The 19,399-nt window shown below is 73.7% G+C and carries 19 protein-coding genes; 13 read left to right on the top strand and 6 right to left on the bottom strand.

Going from position 1 to position 19,399, the window contains the following annotated elements; genetic code table 11:
• Positions 1-45 precede the first annotated feature (45 nt).
• The 7 genes from ACWDBB_RS11625 to ACWDBB_RS11655 all read left to right on the top strand — a co-directional run bounded on the left by ACWDBB_RS11625 (position 46) and on the right by ACWDBB_RS11655 (position 7,702).
• Complete coding sequence (locus tag ACWDBB_RS11625) at positions 46-1,137, top strand: amidohydrolase family protein (RefSeq protein ID WP_449789388.1); 1,092 nt, start codon at positions 46-48, stop codon at positions 1,135-1,137.
• A gap of 185 nt (positions 1,138-1,322) precedes the next feature.
• Positions 1,323-2,000: a uracil-DNA glycosylase gene (locus tag ACWDBB_RS11630; protein ID WP_449789389.1), complete on the top strand. Its 678-nt coding sequence runs from the start codon at positions 1,323-1,325 to the stop codon at positions 1,998-2,000.
• Between the two features lie 169 nt (positions 2,001-2,169).
• Positions 2,170-3,189 (top strand): SCO1860 family LAETG-anchored protein, encoded by a 1,020-nt coding sequence (locus ACWDBB_RS11635; protein ID WP_449789390.1) that lies wholly within the window; start codon positions 2,170-2,172, stop codon positions 3,187-3,189.
• Between the two features lie 223 nt (positions 3,190-3,412).
• Positions 3,413-4,435: a glutamine synthetase gene (gene glnII / locus ACWDBB_RS11640; RefSeq protein WP_449789391.1), complete on the top strand. Its 1,023-nt coding sequence runs from the start codon at positions 3,413-3,415 to the stop codon at positions 4,433-4,435.
• 299 nt (positions 4,436-4,734) lie between these two features.
• Positions 4,735-5,832 carry an LLM class flavin-dependent oxidoreductase gene (locus tag ACWDBB_RS11645; protein ID WP_449789392.1) on the top strand — a complete coding sequence of 366 codons (1,098 nt, stop codon included), beginning with the start codon at positions 4,735-4,737 and terminating at the stop codon, positions 5,830-5,832.
• A gap of 112 nt (positions 5,833-5,944) precedes the next feature.
• The gene (locus ACWDBB_RS11650) at positions 5,945-6,538 is read left to right on the top strand and encodes a hypothetical protein (protein ID WP_449789393.1); all 594 of its coding nucleotides are present in this window, start codon (positions 5,945-5,947) and stop codon (positions 6,536-6,538) included.
• A gap of 96 nt (positions 6,539-6,634) precedes the next feature.
• Positions 6,635-7,702: a cobalamin-independent methionine synthase II family protein gene (locus tag ACWDBB_RS11655; protein ID WP_449789394.1), complete on the top strand. Its 1,068-nt coding sequence runs from the start codon at positions 6,635-6,637 to the stop codon at positions 7,700-7,702.
• Positions 7,703-7,760: 58 nt separating this feature from the next.
• On the opposite strand, the gene cobC is transcribed toward ACWDBB_RS11655, so the two are convergent.
• Positions 7,761-8,807 carry an Rv2231c family pyridoxal phosphate-dependent protein CobC gene (gene cobC, locus ACWDBB_RS11660; protein ID WP_449789395.1) on the bottom strand — a complete coding sequence of 349 codons (1,047 nt, stop codon included), beginning with the start codon at positions 8,805-8,807 and terminating at the stop codon, positions 7,761-7,763.
• Positions 8,804-9,355, bottom strand: a complete 552-nt coding sequence (locus tag ACWDBB_RS11665; protein WP_449789396.1) for a cobalamin biosynthesis protein — start codon at positions 9,353-9,355, stop codon at positions 8,804-8,806. Before ACWDBB_RS11665 ends, cobC begins: the two co-directional genes overlap by 4 nt.
• A 296-nt stretch (positions 9,356-9,651) precedes the next feature.
• Between ACWDBB_RS11665 and ACWDBB_RS11670 the strand changes: the two genes are divergently transcribed.
• The 4 genes from ACWDBB_RS11670 (at position 9,652) to ACWDBB_RS11685 (ending at position 14,020) form a co-directional block, all read left to right on the top strand.
• A complete protein-coding gene (locus tag ACWDBB_RS11670) occupies positions 9,652-10,608 on the top strand; it encodes an alkaline phosphatase family protein (RefSeq protein WP_449789397.1) in 957 nt (318 codons plus the stop codon).
• Between the two features lie 5 nt (positions 10,609-10,613).
• On the top strand, positions 10,614-12,059 hold the full coding sequence (locus ACWDBB_RS11675; protein ID WP_449789398.1) for an MFS transporter: 1,446 nt from the start codon (positions 10,614-10,616) through the stop codon (positions 12,057-12,059).
• Positions 12,056-13,087, top strand: coding sequence for a TolB family protein (locus ACWDBB_RS11680; protein ID WP_449789399.1), 1,032 nt, complete (start codon positions 12,056-12,058; stop codon positions 13,085-13,087). The genes ACWDBB_RS11675 and ACWDBB_RS11680 overlap by 4 nt, the downstream gene beginning before the upstream one ends.
• Positions 13,088-13,210: 123 nt before the next feature.
• The gene (locus tag ACWDBB_RS11685; protein WP_449789400.1) at positions 13,211-14,020 is read left to right on the top strand and encodes a hypothetical protein; all 810 of its coding nucleotides are present in this window, start codon (positions 13,211-13,213) and stop codon (positions 14,018-14,020) included.
• A gap of 17 nt (positions 14,021-14,037) precedes the next feature.
• Here ACWDBB_RS11685 and ACWDBB_RS11690 read toward each other — a convergent pair whose 3' ends face one another.
• From ACWDBB_RS11690 to ACWDBB_RS11700, 3 genes are all read right to left on the bottom strand, one after another.
• Positions 14,038-14,991, bottom strand: a complete 954-nt coding sequence (locus ACWDBB_RS11690; RefSeq protein ID WP_449789401.1) for a hypothetical protein — start codon at positions 14,989-14,991, stop codon at positions 14,038-14,040.
• Positions 14,992-15,018: 27 nt separating this feature from the next.
• Positions 15,019-15,822, bottom strand: a complete 804-nt coding sequence (locus tag ACWDBB_RS11695) for a serine hydrolase (RefSeq protein WP_449789402.1) — start codon at positions 15,820-15,822, stop codon at positions 15,019-15,021.
• A gap of 163 nt (positions 15,823-15,985) precedes the next feature.
• Positions 15,986-16,936: an EamA family transporter gene (locus ACWDBB_RS11700; RefSeq protein ID WP_449789403.1), complete on the bottom strand. Its 951-nt coding sequence runs from the start codon at positions 16,934-16,936 to the stop codon at positions 15,986-15,988.
• Between the two features lie 159 nt (positions 16,937-17,095).
• On the opposite strand from ACWDBB_RS11700, the gene ACWDBB_RS11705 reads away from it, so the two are divergent.
• Both ACWDBB_RS11705 and ACWDBB_RS11710 read left to right on the top strand, forming a co-directional pair.
• Positions 17,096-17,605, top strand: coding sequence for a MarR family winged helix-turn-helix transcriptional regulator (locus ACWDBB_RS11705; RefSeq protein ID WP_449789404.1), 510 nt, complete (start codon positions 17,096-17,098; stop codon positions 17,603-17,605).
• Between the two features lie 181 nt (positions 17,606-17,786).
• Entirely contained in the window at positions 17,787-18,239 is a 453-nt protein-coding gene (locus ACWDBB_RS11710; RefSeq protein WP_449789405.1) for a hypothetical protein, read from the top strand.
• 21 nt (positions 18,240-18,260) lie between these two features.
• On the opposite strand, the gene ACWDBB_RS11715 is transcribed toward ACWDBB_RS11710, so the two are convergent.
• Positions 18,261-18,929, bottom strand: coding sequence for a class I SAM-dependent methyltransferase (locus tag ACWDBB_RS11715; RefSeq protein ID WP_449789406.1), 669 nt, complete (start codon positions 18,927-18,929; stop codon positions 18,261-18,263).
• Positions 18,930-19,399 lie beyond the last annotated feature (470 nt).

Raw genomic sequence — 19,399 nt, forward strand, 5'->3', positions numbered from 1 at the left:
CCGTCGGTAGAGTGCGGCCATGAGCGAGCGGAGCGAGGCGGGCGCATGAGTGATGGTGCGGTGCTGCACGTGCGGGGTCGGGTGCTGGTCGGGCCCGAGGACGTCCGGGACGAACTCTGGGTGGTGGACGGCCGGGTGAGCTTCACCCGCCCGCCGACCGCCGAGGACGTGCGGACGGTGACCGGCTGGGTGCTGCCCGGCCTGGTGGACGCGCACTGCCACGTCGGACTGGACGCGCACGGCGCGGTGGACGCCGAGACCAGCGAGAAGCAGGCGCTCACCGACCGGGACGCCGGCACCCTGCTGATCCGCGACGCCGGCTCGGCCGCCGACACCCGGTGGATCGACGAGCGCGAGGACCTGCCCCGGATCATCCGGGCCGGCCGGCACATCGCCCGCACCCGCCGCTACATCCGCAACTACGCTCACGAGATCGAGCCCGGCGACCTGGCCGCCTACGTCCGGGCCGAGGCCCGGCGCGGGGACGGCTGGGTGAAGCTGGTCGGCGACTGGATCGACCGCGAACGCGGCGACCTCGCCGCCTGCTGGCCCGGCGACGCGCTGGCCGAGGCGATCGCGGCGGCGCACCAGGAGGGCGCCCGGGTCACCGCGCACTGCTTCTCCGCCGAGTCGCTGCCGGACCTGCTGGCGGCCGGGATCGACTGCGTCGAGCACGCCACCGGGCTGACCGAGGAGCTGATCCCGGTCTTCGCCGAGCGCGGGGTGGCGATCGTGCCGACCCTGGTCAACATCGCCACCTTCCCGGACCTCGCGGTCGGCGGCGAGGCCAAGTTCCCGGCCTGGGCGGCGCACATGCGGCGGCTGCACGAGCGCCGGTACGACACCGTCGGCGCCGCGCACGACGCGGGCATCCCGGTGTTCGTCGGGACGGACGCGGGCGGCTCGCTGGCGCACGGGCTGGTCGCGGACGAGGTGGCGGAGCTGGTGAAGGCGGGACTGAGCCCGGCCGAGGCGCTGTCGGCGGCGAGCTGGGGCGCGCGCGAGTGGCTGGGGCGGCCCGGGCTGGAGGAGGGCGCGCCGGCGGACTTCGTGGTGTACGCGCAGGACCCGCGAGCGGACGTCCGGGTGCTCGCGGACCCGCGGCTGGTGGTGCTGCGGGGGCGGCCGGTCGGGTAGTCGCGCGGGGCCGCCGCGAGGGCCCGGCGGGACGGTCGTGCGGGCTGGTCCGTACCGTCGCGCGGGCCCGCCCGTACCATCGCGCGGGCCAGTCCGGGCCGTCGCGCCGGCCTTCCTCGGCGGCCCTTCGATCGCATGATCATCCGCTGAAAGCCCTGTCGGTGTAGGCCGATAGGGTGGCGACCATGGCACCGCGTCCACTGAACGAGATCGTCGAGCCCGGCTGGGCCGCCGCCCTGGAACCCGTCGCCGGACGGGTCGCCGAGATGGGCGACTTCCTGCGCGCCGAACTGGCCGCAGGCCGCACCTACCTGCCCTCCGGCCCGAACGTGCTGCGGGCCTTCCAGCAGCCCTTCGCCGACGTGCGGGTGCTGATCGTCGGGCAGGACCCGTACCCGACCCCCGGCCACGCCGTCGGGCTGAGCTTCTCGGTGGCGCCGGAGGTGCGGCCGATCCCGGCGAGCCTGATCAACATCTACCGGGAGTACGGCACCGACCTGGGGCTGCCGCAGCCCACCAACGGGGACCTCACCCCGTGGACGCGGCAGGGCGTGCTGCTGCTCAACCGGGTGCTCACCGTCCAGCCGCGCAAGAGCGGCCAGCACCGCGGCAAGGGCTGGGAGGCCGTCACCGAGCAGGCGATCCGGGCGCTGGTGGCGCGCGGCGGCCCGCTGGTCGCGATCCTCTGGGGGAGCGACGCCCGCAACCTGCGCCCGCTGCTGGGCAACGTCCCGTCGGTGGAGTCGGTCCACCCCAGCCCGATGTCGGCCGACCGCGGCTTCTTCGGCTCGCGGCCGTTCAGCCGGGCCAACGAGCTGCTGGTGCGGCAGGGGGCTCAGCCGGTGGATTGGCGGCTGCCGTAGCAGACAGGCCGTAGCGGACCGGGCCGTAGCGGGCCGGCCGTAGCAGAGTCGAGTCAGTGCAGAACGCCAATATCACTCCAACGAGTGAAATGACTTTCTGTGTTACTCATGTGACGGATTGTTCGAGAAGACTGGCGTCTCATCGTTTCATCTGTGTGGGGGTATCGCCATGTCTTCTCGCCGAATCGTTTCCGCCGCCGCGGCCACCGCCGTGGTGGCGAGCACGCTGCTCACCGCCGGGCCCGTCCAGGCGGCCGAGCCCGCCCCGTCGCCCGGCAAGGCGCGCGCCGTCACCGCCGAACTCGACCTGGACGTCAGCCTGTTGAACAAGGCCGTGGACATCCCGGTGAACGTCGCGCTGAACAAGGTGGAGTCGCCGGCCCAGCGCGACGGGTCGGTCCTGACGGCCACCGTGGCCGGGATCGACCAGACCGGCCCGGTCGAGCTGGTCAAGGCCGACATCGGCAAGTCGGTGACCAGGGTCGACGCCAAGGGCGCCACCGCCTCCGTCAAGCTGGTCAATGCCGACGTGCACGCCCCCGGCCTGCCCGCCACCGCGCTGCTCGGCCTGGAGGCGATGAGCGCCGAGGCGACCTGTCCGGTGGACGGGCAGCCCACCGCCGACGTGGTCGCGCCGGTCAAGCTCAGCGTGCTCGGCAAGCCGGTCACCGTCGGCCTCTACGGGCCGACCAAGGTGGACGTGCCGCTGGTCGGCAGCGTCTCGGTGGAGTTCTCCAAGAAGACCGTGACGACGACCGCCGCCGCCGCCTCCGCGCTGGAGGTGCAGGTGGAGGTGAACCCGCTCAACCTGAACGTCGCCAAGGTCACCGGGAAGGTCACCGTCGCCTCGGTGAGCTGCGAGAAGCCCTCCTCGCCGGCGGTCGGCCAGGCCACTCCGTCCGGCCAGGCCACTCCGGCCGTCCCCTCCGGTCAGGCCACCGGCGGCGGCGCGCCCACCGGTGCGCCCGCCGCCCAGCCGGTCGCCGACACCACCGCCTCCCGCACCGCCGCCCCGCAGGCCGCGGTCGAGAAGACGGAGAAGGCGGAGAAGGCGGAGAGGCTGGCCGCCACCGGCGGCAGCAGCGCCACCGGCCCGCTCGCCGCGGGGGCCGCCGCCCTGGTCGCGGGCGGGGCGGCCGCGCTGTGGGCCACCCGGCGACGCCGCGCCGCGCACGCCCGCCGTCACTGACCACGGCGGCCGCCCGCGACCGCATCCGTCGTCACTGACCACGCGGGTGCCGTCACCGACGGCACCCGGGACGGCGGGAGTGCCGCCCGCGGCACTCCCGCACCGTGACGGTGTCAATGCGGACGGTTGGTTCACATGCGCGTTACACGAGAGGAACAACCGGGAAACGGCGGCTTGCGACGCTACGCGGGCACCCACCACCCAGCAATGCGAGGGACACGACGTGGCAATCAAGGCCGAGTACATCTGGATCGACGGCACCAAGCCGACCGCGAAGCTCCGTTCCAAGACTCGCGTCCTGCCCAACGCCGACAAGATCCCCACCTGGGGCTTCGACGGTTCCTCGACCAGCCAGGCCGAGGGCCACGCCTCGGACCGCGTGCTGGACCCGGTGCGCGTGGTGCCGGACCCGATCCGCGGCGGCGACCACATCCTGGTCCTCTGCGAGGTCCTGGAGACGGACGGCACCCCGCACGTCTCCAACACCCGCGCCCTGCTGCGCGAGGTCGCCGAGAAGTACGCCGCGCAGGAGTCGATCTTCGGCATCGAGCAGGAGTACACCTTCTTCAAGGGCTCCCGCCCGCTCGGCTTCCCGGAGGGCGGCTACCCGGCCCCGCAGGGCGGCTACTACTGCGGCGTCGGCGCCGAGGAGGTCTTCGGCCGCGAGATCGTCGAGCTGCACCTGGACCGCTGCATCGACGCCGGCCTGGCCATCTGCGGCATCAACGCCGAGGTCATGCCCGGCCAGTGGGAGTTCCAGATCGGCCCGGTCGACGCGCTGACCGTCTCGGACGACATGTGGATCGCCCGCTACCTGCTCTACCGCACCGCCGAGGAGTTCGGCATCGACGCCACCCTGGACGCCAAGCCGGCCCGCGGTGACTGGAACGGCGCGGGTGCCCACACCAACTTCTCCACCAAGGCGATGCGCGAGGGCTACGACGCCATCATCACCGCCTGCGAGTCGCTCGGCGCCTCCCAGGAGAAGGTGCTGGAGCACGTCAACCAGTACGGTGACGACATCCAGTCCCGCCTCACCGGCAAGCACGAGACCGCCCCGTGGAACGTCTACAGCTACGGCGTCTCCGACCGCGGCGCCTCGGTGCGCATCCCGTGGCAGGTCGAGGTGGACAAGAAGGGCTACATCGAGGACCGCCGCCCGAACGCCAACGTCGACCCCTACGTCGTCACCCGCCTCCTGATCAACACCTGCTGCGAGGCCCTGGAGAAGGCCGGCCAGGTCTGATCCACCCGCCCCACCCGGGCACCCGCACCACGCCCCGCAGGCCCCCTCCCGGTGCAGGAGGGGGCCTGCGGGCGTTCCGTCGTGTGTGGCCCTCGGGCATGGTGGTGTCCGGGGTGGACGGTGGGCCTTGATCGGGTGGGGGAGTTCGCGGAGAATCGGGCCGTGACTGCTTCGGACCGGCCCCTCCTCGTGCGCAGGCTGCACGTGGACCTGGGGCGGGTGTGGGCGGACGGGTGTCGTGGTCGGTGGGTTCCGTCAACCGACCTCAGGCAGTACCGGCCCCAGGAGTGTGTCCGTCCATGGCTCTCACCTTCCACTGGTTCCTCCCCACCAACGGCGACAGTCGGCTGATCGTCGGCGGCGGGCACGGCTCCACGCCCGGCGCGGCCGGGTCGGACCGGCCGCCGAGCATCGGTTACCTCGGCCAGATCGCCCGCAGCGCCGAGCAGTTGGGCTTCGAGGGGGTGCTGACGCCGACCGGGGCCTGGTGCGAGGACGCCTGGCTGACCACCGCGATGCTGAGCCAGGTGACCGAGCGGCTGAAGTACCTGGTGGCCTTCCGGCCCGGGCAGATCAGCCCGACGCTGGCCGCGCAGATGGCCGCGACCTACCAACGGCACACCGGCGGGCGGCTGTTGCTCAACGTGGTGACCGGTGGGGAGTCCGCCGAGCAGCGCGCCTACGGGGACTTCCTGGACAAGGACGCCCGGTACGCCCGGACCGGGGAGTTCCTGGACGTCACCCGGCGGCTCTGGGCGGGGGAGACGGTCGACCACCACGGCCCCCACCTGCGGGTCGAGGGGGCGCGGCTGAACCGGCTGCCGGACCCGGTGCCGGCGGTGTACTTCGGCGGCTCCTCTCCGGCCGCCGGTGAGGTCGCGGCCCGGTCCGCGGACGTCTACCTGACCTGGGGCGAACCGCCCCTCCAGGTCCGCGAGAAGATCCGCTGGATCCGCGAACTGGCCGCCGCCCGCGGCCGGACCGTCCGGTTCGGCATCCGGCTGCACGTGATCACCCGGGACACCGCCGCGCAGGCCTGGGCGGAGACCGAACGGCTGCTCGCCGCGATGGACCCGCGCCGGGTGCGGGAGACCCAACGGGCGCTCGCCGAGAGCGAGTCGGAGGGGCAGCGGCGGATGCTCGCGCTGCACGGCGGCTCGGCGCGGCGGCTGGAGGTGCACCCCGGCCTGTGGGCCGGCATCGGGCTGCTGCGCGGCGGCGCGGGTACGGCGCTGGTGGGCAGCCACCGCGAGGTCGCGGACCTGATCTGCGAGTACCACGGCCTGGGCATCGACGAGTTCGTGCTGAGCGGGATGCCGCACCTGGAGGAGGCGTACTGGTTCGGTGAGGGCGTGCTCCCGCTGCTCGCCGCCCGCAACCTCTGGAGCCGCCCGTGACTCCCGGGTCCGCCCGTGACTCCCGGGTTCGCCCGTGACTCCTGGCGCGGGAACCCGATCGTGACCGGCAAATCGCTGGTCAAGCGCCTCTGACGGATCGAGAATTCATGGCATGACCCAGCAGCCCCTGCTCCTCCTCGACGTGGACGGACCGCTCAACCCCTACGCCGCGCCGAAGCGGAGGCCCGAGGGCTACACCACCCACCGCCTGCGCCCCTCCTGGTGGGTGGCGAAGCAGGAGCACCTGGCGGCGGTCCAGGCCCGGCAGGCGACGCGCGCCAAGCACGCCAAGCCGCCGGCCGTCCGGGTCAAGCCGCTGCGGGTCTGGCTCAACCCCTCGCACGGCGAGGAGCTGCTGGCGCTGCCGTACGAACTGGTGTGGGCCACCGGGTGGATGGGTGAGGCGAACACCCACATAGGCCCGCACATCGGCCTGCCCGAACTCCCGTACATCCGCTGGTCCGACCTGTTCGGTACGGACCCGGGCGGGTTGCACTGGAAGACCAGGGACGTGGTCGCCTGGGCCGCCGGGCGCCCGTTCGTCTGGGTGGACGACGAGCTCGGCCCTCAGGACGAGGAGTGGATCGCCGCCCACCACCCGGGTCCGGCGCTCGCCCTGCACGTCAACCCCCGGGTCGGCCTGCTGTCCGACGACTTCGCCAGGCTACGGGAGTGGGCGGAGGGTCGCGCTGTTCCGGGGGCGTGAACCATGGGAGGTGGGGCGCGCGGGGCGTGAATGATCCGGTGTAGTGCGCCGTGCGCCCCGTTGTGCACGTCGCGCCGCGCTTTCTAACGTCCCATCATGACCATTCCCACGGAGCCCATCGGCAGCATCCCGCGGCCGAGTACCCTGCTGAACGCCCTGGCCGAGCACGCCGAAGGCCGCTTGCCCGACGCCGACCTGAAGAAGCTGCAGGACGAGGCAACCGCCGACACCCTCGCCAGGCTCGCGGAACTCGGCTGCCCCGTCCTGGTGGACGGCGAGCAGGCGAAGCCGAGCTTCGTCACGTACCCCCTCACCGGGCTGACCGCCCTCGACGGGAACGGCGCCGTCATCCCCTTCGCCGACGGGCACACCCGGCAGCTGCCGCGGCTGACCGCCGGGCCCTTCCGGTACCGGGTCCGCGCCGAGACCTACCTGCGCGAGGCCCTCCGCCACACCTCGCAGCCCGTCAAGCAGGCCGTCATCGCGCCCTCGGCGCTCAGCCTGCTCTATCCGGCCGACGGCATCGACGGCTACTCGCGCGAGGACTTCCTGAAGGACCTGGCCGACGAGGCCGAGGCCGACATCAGGGGCTGCCTGGACGCGGGCGCCCACGTCGTCCAACTCGACTTCACCGAGGGGCGGTTGTCGCTCAAGCTGGACCCGTCGGGCGGTCTGCTGGACGACTTCGTGGCGCTCAACAACCGGGTGCTCGACCGGTTCACCGAGGAGGAGCGTGCCCGCCTCGGCGTGCACACCTGCCCGGGCGGGGACCAGGACTCCACCCACAGCCTGGACGTCGACTACGCCGAGCTGCTGCCGAAGCTCTTCCGACTGAAGGTCGGCAACTTCTACGTGCAGCTGGCGAGCGAGGCCGATCCCGACCGCGTTCTCGCCGTCATCGCGGATCAACTCCACCCCGGGATCAGGGTGTTCGTCGGGGTGACCGACCCGATCGACCCCAGGGTGGAGACCCCGGAGGAGGTGCGCGACCGCGTGCTGGCCGCGGCCCGGCACATCCCGGTCGACCAGCTCGGCACCACCGACGACTGCGGGTTCTCGCCGTTCGCCGACGACACCTCCACCGCGCGTGAGACCGCCTTCGCCAAGATCGCGGCGCGGGTGCGGGGCACCGCCCTGGCGGCGGAGGCGCTCGGGCTCCGGTAGGGGTTCCTGTTCGGCCGTTCGCCGGGCGGCTGGCCGGCCGGCCGGGCCCCTCCGGCGGTCAGGCCGAACCGAGCACGGCCTCAAGGGCGTTGAGGAAGCGGTCGGTGGTCGCCTCGTCCCGGACGGCGATCCGCAGCCACTCCTCGCCCAGCCCCGGGAAGGTGTCTCCGCGCCGGACGGCGAAGCCGTGCTCGCGCAGCCGCTGCCGGACGGCGGCCGCCTCCGGCATTCGCACCAGGACGAAGGAGGCGGCCGGTTCGCCGTACAGCCGCACCGAGCGGAAGGCGGCCAGGCCCTTCACCAAGTGGTCACGCCGGAGCGCGAGTTCGGCCGCCGCCCGGTCCGCCTCGGCGAGCGCCGCAGGGCCGCTGCACACCTCGGCGGCGGCCAGCGCCGGGGTGGACACCGGCCAGAGCGGCTGGGCGGCGGCGAGGCCGGCGATCAGTGGCGCGGGCCCGAGCACGTAGCCGATCCGCAGTCCGGCCAGGCCCCAGGTCTTGGTGAGGCTGCGCAGCACGACGACCCGGCCGGGCAGGTCCCGGACGGAGGCGAGGGACTCCCGCTCGCCCGGGACGGTGTCCATGAATGCCTCGTCCACCACCAGGGTGCGCCCCGGCCGGGCCAGCGCGGCGACGGCCTCGGCGGGGTGCAGCACGGAGGTCGGGTTGGTCGGGTTGCCGAGGACGACCAGGTCCGCCTCCTCGGGGACGGCGCCCAGCCGGAAGCCGTCCTCGGGGGAGAGCAGCACCCGGTGCACCCGGTGTCCGGCGTCCCGCAGCGCTGCCTCCGGCTCGGTGAACTGCGGGTGGACCACGGCGATGTGACGAGGCGTCAGAGTCCTGGCCAACAGGATGAAGGCCTCCGCGGCCCCCGCGGTGAGCAGCACCTCCTCGACCGGGCGGGCGTGCCGGGCGGCCACCGCGGCGCGCGCGCTGCTCTGGTCGGGGTAGGCGGCGAGTTCGCCGAGGGTGGCCGCGAGGTGCTCGCGCAGCCAGGCCGGGGGAGTGCCGGTGCGGACGTTGACGGCGAGGTCGACCAGGCCGAGCCCGTCGGCGCGCACCTCGGCGTCGCCGTGGTGGCGCAGGTCGGGTCCGGGGGTGGTCACGTGGGGTCTCCTTGCGGGGTGGTGCGGGTGGTGCGGGTGGGGCTTGTCGTGCGGGGTGGTGCGGTGTGGGGCTGGTGCGGGCCGGGAGGTGCGGCGGGCGTGACGGGCGGTGCGACCTGCGCGACCTGCGCGGCGGGCCCGTCCGGTGCCGCGGCCCGGGCGATCGCGACCGTGGCCCGCGCCGACTTCCGCTTGGTGACCAGGAGCCGGCCGCCCGGAGCGCTCGCCAGCGCCGCCGCTTCGGCCACGCTCGCGGTGCCGACGGCCGTACCGACCGTGGCGGAGGGGTTCGGCACCGGCACGCCCGCCAGGGCCTCGGGCGGGTGCTCGTCCACCGGCACCCCGCCGAGGCGGTCGGCCGTCCAGCGCACGGCCGGGTGGTCCGCCCTGCCCGTCACGGTCGCCAGCCGGGCCACCGCGGAGCGGTCCAGCCCGGCCTCCCGGAGGGTGTCCGTCAACAGCCGCAGCACCTCGGTCCGCTCGGCGCCGCTGCTCGCGCCGATCCCGACCACCAGGGTGCGCGGGACGACGGCGACCAGTCCGCTCACGTACCGCACCCCTTCGTCCCGAACTCCGGTGATCCCACCACGCCCGGCCGGAACGGGTCAATCGTGGCGGGTGTGACATCGGACGCCAGGCCAGGCGCTGTGCTCGATGCCGGGCCAGGCGCTCTGCCCGACGCTGTGCCAGGTGCTGTGCCCGACGCCGCCGGTCCGCCCCGGGGCCGCCGCGCGCGGCAGGTGTTCGTCTGTTCTTCACTTGTGTTGTGGGGTACACGACACTGCGGTGCTCGTACTGTTCTCGGCGCTCCCGCCCGGGAAGCCCCCGACCTCCGGAGGACCTCATGGCCTTCGCACGACTGCGCACCCCCGGAACCCTCGTCCTCGTCCCCGGCGCCCCCGGCGTCCCCGGCGCCCTCCCGCGCCCCTTCCGCCGCCGCCCGCTCACCGCGCTGGCGGTCGGCCTCGGTCTGGTCGCCGGCTCGCCCGGCCTGTGGGCCGCCGCCGGCAGCGCGGCCGCCGACGCCGCCGCCGGGCTGCCCGCGCCGGACCACGTGGTCGTCGTCGTGCTGGAGAACCACGCCTACAAGCAGGTGATCGGCAGCTCCAAGGCCCCGTACATCAACAAGACCCTGGTGGCCGGCGGCGCGGCGCTGACCAACTCCTACGCGCTCACCCACCCCAGCCAGCCCAACTACTACATGCTGTTCTCCGGCAGCTCCCAGGGCATCGTGGACGACGGCTGCGTGGACGTCGGCGCCCTGCAGGAGCCCAACCTCGCCTCCGAGCTGATCGGTGCCGGCCAGACCTGGGCCAGCTACAACGAGGGCCTGCCCGCCCCCGGCGCCACCGACTGCAGCAGCGGCGACTACGCCCAGAAGCACAACCCGTGGTTCGGCTTCGGCAACGTGCCGACCTCCAGCGCGTACGGCATGGACGCCTTCCCGAGCGACTACAGCACCCTGCCGAAGGTCTCCTTCGTCGTCCCGGACCTCTGCGACGACATGCACGACTGCTCCGTCGGCACCGGCGACTCCTGGCTCCAGACCAACCTCGACGGGTACGCGCAGTGGGCGAAGAGCCACAACAGCCTGCTGCTGCTCACCTTCGACGAGGACGACAAGCTGTCCGGCAACCGCATCCCGACCCTGGTCTACGGCGCCCACGTCGCACCCGGCAGCAGCACCGCCATCACCTACAACCACTACGACGTGCTGCACACCCTGGAGGACCTGGCCGGGGTCAACACCCACGCGGGCAACTCCGCCGGCGCCGCCGACATCACCGGAATCTGGAACTGACGCCCGTGTACGTCGCGGACTCCCGCAGCTCGAAGGCCCCCGGCGGGCCGGCCACGCAGGCCGCGCCGGCCGGCTCCGCCTCCCCGGCCGCCGGTCCGGTGCGGCGGGGCACCGGCCCGCGCACCGTGCCCGGGGCGGTCATCGCCCTCGGCACGGTCAGCCTGGTCACCGACGTCTCCTCCGAGATGGTCACCGCCGTCCTCCCCCTCTACCTGCTCACCGGCCTCGGCCTCTCCCCGCTCGGCTTCGGCCTGCTCGACGGAATCCAGAACGGCTTCAGCGCCCTCGTCCGGCTGGTCGGCGGCCACCTCTCCGACCGCCGCGGCCGCGACGGCGCCGCCCGCCACAAGGCCGTCGCCGCCGTCGGGTACGGGCTGTCCGCGCTGTGCCGGCCCCTGCTGCTGTTCGTCCACACCGTGCCGCTGATCGGCGCCGTGATCGCCGTCGACCGCACCGGCAAGGGTCTGCGCACCGCGCCGCGGGACGCGATGATCTCGCTCGCCACCGAACCGGCGCACCGTGGCCGGGCGTTCGGCGTGCACCGGGCGATGGACACGGCCGGCGCCCTGCTCGGCCCGCTCACCGCCTTCCTGGTGCTGCGGCTGGCCGGCGGGCCGCTGCTCGCCGACGGCGGGGAGCGGCACGGCTATGACGCGGTGTTCACCGTCAGCTCGTGCGTCGCGGCGCTCGGCGTGCTGATCCTGCTGCTGTTCGTGCCGAACCAGCAGCGGGGTGACGACTTGTCGACTTCCGCACCCTCGCTGCGCGCCGGCCTCGCCCTGCTGCGGCTGCCGGGGCTGCGCAGGCTGACGTTCTGCGCCGTCCTGCTCGGCCTCACCACCGTCAGCGACTCCTTCCTCTACCTGCTCGTCCAGCGCCGCCTCGACCTGCCCGTCTCCCTGTTCCCGCTGCTGCCGCTGGGCACCGCCGCCGCCTTCCTGCTGCTCGCCGTCCCGCTCGGCGCGCTCGCCGACCGGATCGGCCGCCACCGGCTCTTCCTGGCCGGGCACGGGGTGCTGCTGCTCGCGTACGGGCTGCTGCTCTCGCCGCTGCGCGGGCTGCCTGCGGTGCTCTGCGTACTGGTGCTGCACGGCACCTTCTACGCCGCCACCGACGGCGTGCTCGCCGCCGCGGCCGCCGACGCGGTACCCGCCGAGCAGCGCGGCGCCGGGCTCGCCCTGGTCGGCACCGGGCAGGCGCTGGCCCGGTTCGCCTGCTCGCTGCTGTTCGGCGCGCTGTGGGGCGCCGTCGGCGGCCCGGCCGCGCTGGGCTGGTCGGCGGGGGCGCTGGCGCTGTGCGTGCTCGGCGCGGCGGCGGTGCTGCGCCCGCCCGGCGCCGTGGCCCCGGGCCCGTCCGGACCGGGCGGCGGCGAGCCCGAATCCGTCGGCGGGCAGCCCGAGCCCGCCGTCGCCGCGAAGCCGTCGGAGACGACCCAGGAGGAGACCCGATGAACCTGCGGAACCGGACCAGGGTGATCATCCTGCTGGTCGCCGTCGTCCTGCTCGGCGCGGTCGGCACCGGGGCCGTCCTGAACGCCGCCGGCCGCACCGCCCGCCGGGACCAGGCCCAGCCCGGCGGGCCGTCCGTCGAGTCGGGGCCGGTGTCACTACAGGTGCAGAGCGGCGGACGACAGCTGTTGTTCCGCAACATGGCCTGGGGCCCGCACCGGGACGAGATCACCACCGTCGCCGCCGACCACCCGGACGGACCCCGCACCGCCTCCGGCGTCCAGTGCCTGCGCTTCCATGCCGCCGCCGGCACCGGCATCTGCCTCCAGGCACAGCGCGGCGCGCTGGAGGACAGCTACCGCGCCGTCGTCCTGGACGACCACCTGCGAGAGCTCCGCTCGTTCCCGGCGGCCGGCATCCCCACCCGCTCACGGGTCTCGCCGTCCGGGCACCTCGCCGCGTGGACGGTCTTCGTCAGCGGCGACTCCTACGCGGGCAGCGACTTCTCCACCCGCACCTCGATCGTGGACGTCCGGGACTGGAACCTGCGGGAGAACCTGGAGGACTTCGCCGTCGTGCTGGACGGCCACCCGTACCAGGCGCACGACGTCAACGTCTGGGGCGTCACCTTCGCCGACGACAACACCTTCTACGCCACCCTCGCCAGCGCCGGGCGGACCCACCTCGTCCGCGGCGACCTCGCCGCCCGCACCCTCACCGCCCTGCACGACAACGTCGAGTGCCCCTCGCTCTCCCCGGACGGCACCCGCGTCGCGTACAAGAAGCGCGTACCCGGCCTGCCCGCCGACTCCCCGTGGCGGCTGTACGTGCTCGACCTCGCCACGATGACCGAGACCGCCACCGCCGAGCAGCGCAACATCGACGACCAGGCGCTCTGGTCCGGCGACGGCACTCTGGTCTACGCGCTGCCCGGCGACTACGGTGCCGATCTGTGGACCGTCCCGGCAGACGGTTCGGGCAGCGCGCAGCCGGTCACCAAGGCCGCGGTCGCCCCCGCCTACCTGGGCTGAGGAACTCTCGGCTACGGTCCCACGTCGAGCAGAGTGTGACGTCCCTGATCGGGCATATTGAACGAATGCCCTGATCAGACGTCCTGATCGAGCGTTCTGATCGAACGGGGGAGCGAGACAACCGTGGACGGCATCCCACCCGAGCGCATGGTGACCGACTCCTGGCCTGCCCTGCACGGCCGCCCGGTCCTACGGCGCACCGTCGCCGTCGGGCTGGTGCTCTGCGTGTCCGTCGCCGCCGCCCTCGTGGTGCGCGGCGTCAACGCGCTCACCGCCGGCACCGCCGGCCGCGAGACCGACCGCGACCGCGCCGAACGCCTCGCCGGCCTCCACCCGTCCCAGCACCCCGGGGTCGGCCGCTTCTACGTCCCGGTCGGCGCCGTCTACACCCACACCTCCGACGGCGCCCCGGTCGCCTACCTGCACTACCGCCTCGGCGGCGGCAGGGCCCCGGGGCTCGGCGACTTCCTCAGCGCCTACGACCTCCCCTCACCCGGCCCGGCCTCGCGGCTCCCGGCCGACCTGGTCGCCGCCCTCGGCGGCGACGAACCGGCCGAGGCCCCGGAACTCCCCGCCTCCCCGCTGCCGCCCGCCGCCACGCCGTCCGCGTCCACCTCCGCGTCCACCGAGGGCCCGTCGCCGGAGGCCGACCCCGACAGCCCGGGCGGCACCGCCGGCACCGCGGGAAACCGGGCGGACCCTCTCACCGCCCCCGCGGACCCCGCCGCCCCGACCCCGGCCGTCGCCCCGGCCCCCGACGAGCCCACCGCCGACGACCCGGCCCCGATCCCGACCCCCACCCCGACCTGGACCCCCACCCCCAGCCCCACCGCCGTCCCCACCCGCACCCCCACCGCCCGCCGCATCTACGTCGCCACCATCCCCGGCGGCCTGCCCGGCGCCGCCGACATCTACATCCGCGCCACCGGCTGACCCACCGCCGGGGTGGATCAGGCCACGTCCCGGTCGATGGTGAAGGCCATGACGCTGCCCGGCTGGAGCGGGAACGGGAGTTGGATCAGTCCGGCAGTGTTGTTGAACGGCGCGGGGAAGGTGGCCCGGACGCTCGCGCCATGGGCGGCCCCGAGTGCGCTGATCTCCGACGCGTTCACGCTCAGGCGGGTCGGCCGGAGTGCCGGGTCGACGGTGAGCCGGTACTCGGCATCGGTGACATGGCGGAACACCTGCGCCTGGATGCGGATCCGTCGGTCGTTGCCCACGAACTTGCGGGCTGTGACGCTCAGCTCCACCAGATGGCCCGCGGTGCTCTGGGCCTCGCGCGGTACCGAGAAGTGTTCGATCCTGGCGCGCCCGCCGACGATGTCCTCGTGCGTGGCGGACGCGCGGTCCAGGTCCCGGTTGTCGACCCGGACCGCGCCGACCGTGAAGACTTCGGGGTCGTCGGGATCCAGGTTGTCGTCGACCATCCAGCGGAGAAGGCACTCGGGCCCGGTGAAGCCGTCCAGTCCGGCGTCGTCGTTGGAAGCGAGGCAGGCGATCGTCACCGTCCCGGGCAGAGCGTCGATCCGGTAGGAGACCCGGAAGCTCTGGTAGAGGTAATCGGGGTGGGCGTCACCGTCCGGTGCGGGCGAGAGCAGACAGTCGTAGCGGTAGGCGGACAGCGCTCCGGCGAAGAGCGGGTCGCGCACCGGGCCGAGGACGTCCTGCATACCGCGGAGTACGGCGCTGTCCACCTGCTCCGTGGTTTCCCGTACGGTGAGGGATCCGATCGCCAGGGTGACGGCCGCCGCCGACACGAAGGCGCCGCCGATGAGGCTGAGGACGGTGGCGATGACCTGCTGGTGGGTCATCAGTGCCGCAGTCACGACGCACACCAGCCCCACCATCAGTGCGAGGGTGTTGACCAGCGCGAGGATCTTGCGCAGTTGTCGTTCACGAGACACGGCCACACGCCACCCCCGCGGGCCGCGTCAGAGCGCCGACCCCTCTGCGATGATCCGGACGATCCGTTCGGAGACCTCCCCGATCTCCTGTGCCGTACGAACGTTATCCGCCTGTCCCTCGGTCAGAAAGACCATGGCGATGCGGTTCACGGGATGCAGGACGATGCCCGCGTCGTTCACGATGCCGCGCAGGCTCCCGGTCTTGTGCCGGACCGGGACATCGTCGTCCAGCCGGGACGGAATCCGGTCGTTTCGCAGGTAGTTGACCAGGTAGCGCCGGACCGGCTCCAGGTGCGGCGTCCGGTCGATGTACTCGACCAGCCGCAGCATGTCCTCGGCAGTGGTGACGTTGGCCCGGCCGAGCGGACCGAGCTCCCGTTCGGAGAATCCGGCGGGGAAGGAGGTGCTGTGCAGCCCGACAGCCTTGACCGTGGCGTCGATCCGCTCCTGGCCAAGAACCGTGCGCACGTGTTCGGCTGCCGGATTGTCGCTGGTTACCAAGGCGAACCCGCACAACTCCCGTACGGTGACGGTCGAGTCGGGATCGAGGGCCTGGAGCACGCTCGGGTACATCGTGCCCGGGAGGGTTCCGACCCGGACGCGTTCGTCGGGGTCGAGCTCGCCGCGTTCTGCCGAGTCGAAGAGGGCGACACCGAGGATCATCTTGGCCAGGCTCGCCGAGGGGAGCACCTCGTCCGCACGGTGAGCGACGGTGAGTCGGGGGCCGTCGAGCGTCTTGACCAGGACGCTGCGCACGCCTGCACCGCCGGCCGTTGCGAATCCTTCGACCTGTGCGGCGATCGCGGAACGCAATCCGTCGGAATCGGCCATCGGGCAATCCCCTTTTCTCCCGCTCTGGTTGGGTCGGGTCAACGGCCCCCTACCCGCGTGGCGGCTCCGTACGCCCTCGGTGTGGAGACCGGGCGGGGCGGAGAAGCCGGGAACGACCGAATGCCTGCGGATGGGCACCCGGCAGGCGTTCGGAGCGGGATGGTCAGCGGGTGGTGGCCGGTGTGGGGTGGGGTGTGGGGGCAAGAGGTGCCGCGGGGGGCGTGGGGGCGGGGGTCGGGGCCGGCGTGCGGCGGGCGGGGGCCTGGCCGACGAGCATGGCGGCGAGGGCGAGGAGGAGGCCGAGGAGCTGCCAGGGGGTGAGGGTCTGGCCGAGGACGAGGAGGCCGCCGAGGGTGGCGACGACCGGGTTGATCAGGCCGAGGAAGGAGGCCGGGCCGGCGCCGAGGTGCTCGATGCCGCGGAACCAGAGGAAGTAGCCGAGCGCGGTGCCGAACACGCCGAGGTAGGCGAAGCCGGCCAGGTTGGTGGCGCTCAGCGCGGGCGGCGCGCCCTCGACCAGGGCGGCGAGCGGGACGAGGAAGACCGAGCCGGCCAGGAGCTGCCAGGCGGTGAGGTCGAGCAGGGTGGCGCCCTCGGGGCGGCCCCAGCGGCGGGTCAGGACGGTGCCCATGGCCATCAGCGAGATCCCGGCGACCATCGCGGCGATGCCGACGCCGTCCAGCCGGGCGCCGCTCTTGAGCACCAGCAGGGCCACTCCGCCGACCCCGACCAGTCCGGCGACCACCGCCCGCCGCCCGGGCCGCACCCGCAGCACGCCGATCGAGAACCCGGCGACGAGCAGCGGCTGGATCGCCCCGATGGTGGCGGCGACGCCGCCGGGCAGGCGGTAGGCGCCGACGAACATCAGCGGGAAGAACAGCCCGATGTTGAGCATCCCGAGTACGGCCGCGCGCCCCCACCAGCGCCCCTTGGGAAGTCGGCGGCCGATCAGCAGCAGGAGCAGCCCGGCCGGGAGCGCGCGGAGTGCGGCGAGCAGCAGCGGGCGGCCCTCGGGCAGCAGCTGGGTGGTGACGAGGTAGGTGGTGCCCCACGCGGCCGGGGCGAGTGCGGCGGTGACGGCGATCCCCGCGCGCTTGCGGTCCATGACGGCCATGGCTTCCCCCTGAACGTTGACTATCTGAACGTTGAGATATTTTCTACGCCCGAGATCGATGAACGTCAAGTATGTGAATGTTAAGATATCCAGGTTGGACAGGCGGGTCCGGACGGCCTCGGGCGGTCGCGGACAGACGGCTCCGGGAGGGCGGCGGACATGCAGCAGCGCGACACCGTGGACGACATCGTCGAGCAGTGGGCCCGGGCCCGCCCCGACCTGGACGCCGGGCCGATGGCGCTGATCGGCCGGCTGCGACGGCTCAACGTCCGGGTCGACAACGCCCTGCGCGAGTACTTCAGCGCCTGCGGCCTGGACTCCTCCGAGTTCGACGTACTGGCCACCCTGCGCCGCTCCGGCGAGCCGTACGAGCTCAACGCCCGCGCGCTGCTCAAGTCCGCGATGGTCACCTCCGGCGCCATCACCAACCGCGTCGACCGGCTGTCCGCCAAGGGCCTGGTCGAACGCAACCCCTGCCCGAGCGACCGCCGCGCTGTCCTGGTCCGCCTCACCCCGGCGGGCAAGGAGCTGATCGACGGCGCCCTGGCCGGCCACGTCCACAACGAGGAGCGCATCCTCTCCGCCCTCGACGCGGAGGAGCGCACCCGGCTCGACACCCTGCTGCGCAAGCTCCTCATCGCCCACGGGGACACCGAGCCGCTCCTCTGAATCGGGCCGCCGTTCGGATCGGGCCGTCCGAGTCGGGCCCCGTCCGAGTCGGCCCGGGCCTGGGCCGTCGCCAGGGGCTGCGCAAGCGGGCCGCACCGACGGGGCCGCACGCCGGGCGGCGTGTCCAGGCGCGTCCCGACCGCGTTATCCCCTGCGGAAGCCCACCGGAGGAGAGGCCCCGATGAAGAGGAAGACCCCCAGGGACATCGCCGTCGACGACCAGCTGCGGGCCGCCGGGGCCGAGGGCGCCCAGTGGCTCACCGCCTCCGGGTGGGGGCCGCCCGTCAGAGTGCCGGTGCAGAAGGCCGCGAAGTGGCAGCAGGAGACCCGGGCCCGGATGCTGGCGTCGCAGCAGGACGAGTCCTGCACGTGGTGCGACCACCTGCTGTACGGCAGCCCGCAGCCCGTCGTCGTGCACGCGGAACACCCGACCCACCTGATTTGCCGCGCCTGCTCGATCGCCGCCCGGCCGCGCCGCGTCTGCCTGGACTGCGGGGAGCCGGCCTCCTCCGCGTCCCCGGCCGACGGGCGCGAGGACGTCTTCATGGGCGCGGTGGCGATCTACACCCGGCTGCGCTGCGCCGCCTGCCAGCGGTCCGACCCGCTCAACGGCACCTTCGGCAGGCGGGCCTGACGCGGCCGCCCCGTAGGCCGCTCAACGTCGCGCGACCAGCGCGTACCGCTCGTCGTCCACCGGGCCGCCCCACAGCTCGGCCTCCCCGGTGAGCGGCTCGACCCGTAGCTCGGACACCAACGGCCGGACGGCCGCGGCGAGTTCCTCCGCCCCGACCCCGCCGCCCCACGGCAGCCGCCCTGCACCGGCCGGGTACGGCGGCGGGACGTCGGCGGTCCGCCCGGCCTCGCGCCAGCGACCCTCGACCAGGACCAGTCGGCCGCCGGGCCGCAGCAGTCGCACCCAGGCGCGCAGCGCCCGCTCGGGCTCGGGGAGCGTCCAGAGCAGGTGGCGCGACAGCAGGACGTCGAAGCTTCCGTCCCGGAGCGGCGGCGCGCCCGCGTCGCCCACCAGGAAACGCGCCGTCAGCCCCGCCGCGACCAGCTTCGCCCTGGCCCGCCCGACCATCCGCGGCGCCAGGTCCACCCCCGTGACCCGGTGCCCGTCCGCCGCGAGCAGCAGCGCCAGCGACCCGGTGCCGCACCCGGCGTCCAGCACGTCCGCCGGCCCACCCGGCACCCACCCCCGCACCCGCCGCACCCACGCCGCCCGTACCGGCCCCGCCCGCAACCCGTGGTCGGGCTCCTGGTCGAAGGCCGCGGCGGCCGCGTCCCAGTACTCGGCGATGGCCCGTCGGCCGGAGTCACCCATGGCACGCATCATCGCAACACCCACCGACACGCGCGGCCTGGTGACCCCGCCGCGATGGACTGCGGAACGTGTTCCGAACTTTCGTCGAGCCATGTCGACTCCCAGCGTGGCGTGCTCGGAGTCGTCGAAGAACTCCGAGCGTGTCGCGGACACCGTGGAGCGGGCCCAGCGCGTGCACGTCACGCGGCGGGGCGGCGAGAGCCGTCGCGGATCCGGAACCGACGGCCGAGCTCACCGGGCCCCTGCCCGGTGACGATGACGGCGAGGTGGCCGAGCCGTGAGCTGCCGCCGCGGGAGTGCGAGGCGACCGCCGGCGACCGGGTGCGGTAGGTCGTGGACGAGGCGGCCCGCGCCGTCCACCTCGTCTACGCCCCGCCCCCGGCGCGCGAGGGGCACCGACGCACAGCCTCTGACCCGGCCTCGACGCCGACACCCCGTGGTGTGCGTGCTCTTCGGCCCCGGGACTGCAT

The organism is Kitasatospora sp. NPDC001095 (assembly GCF_053598615.1).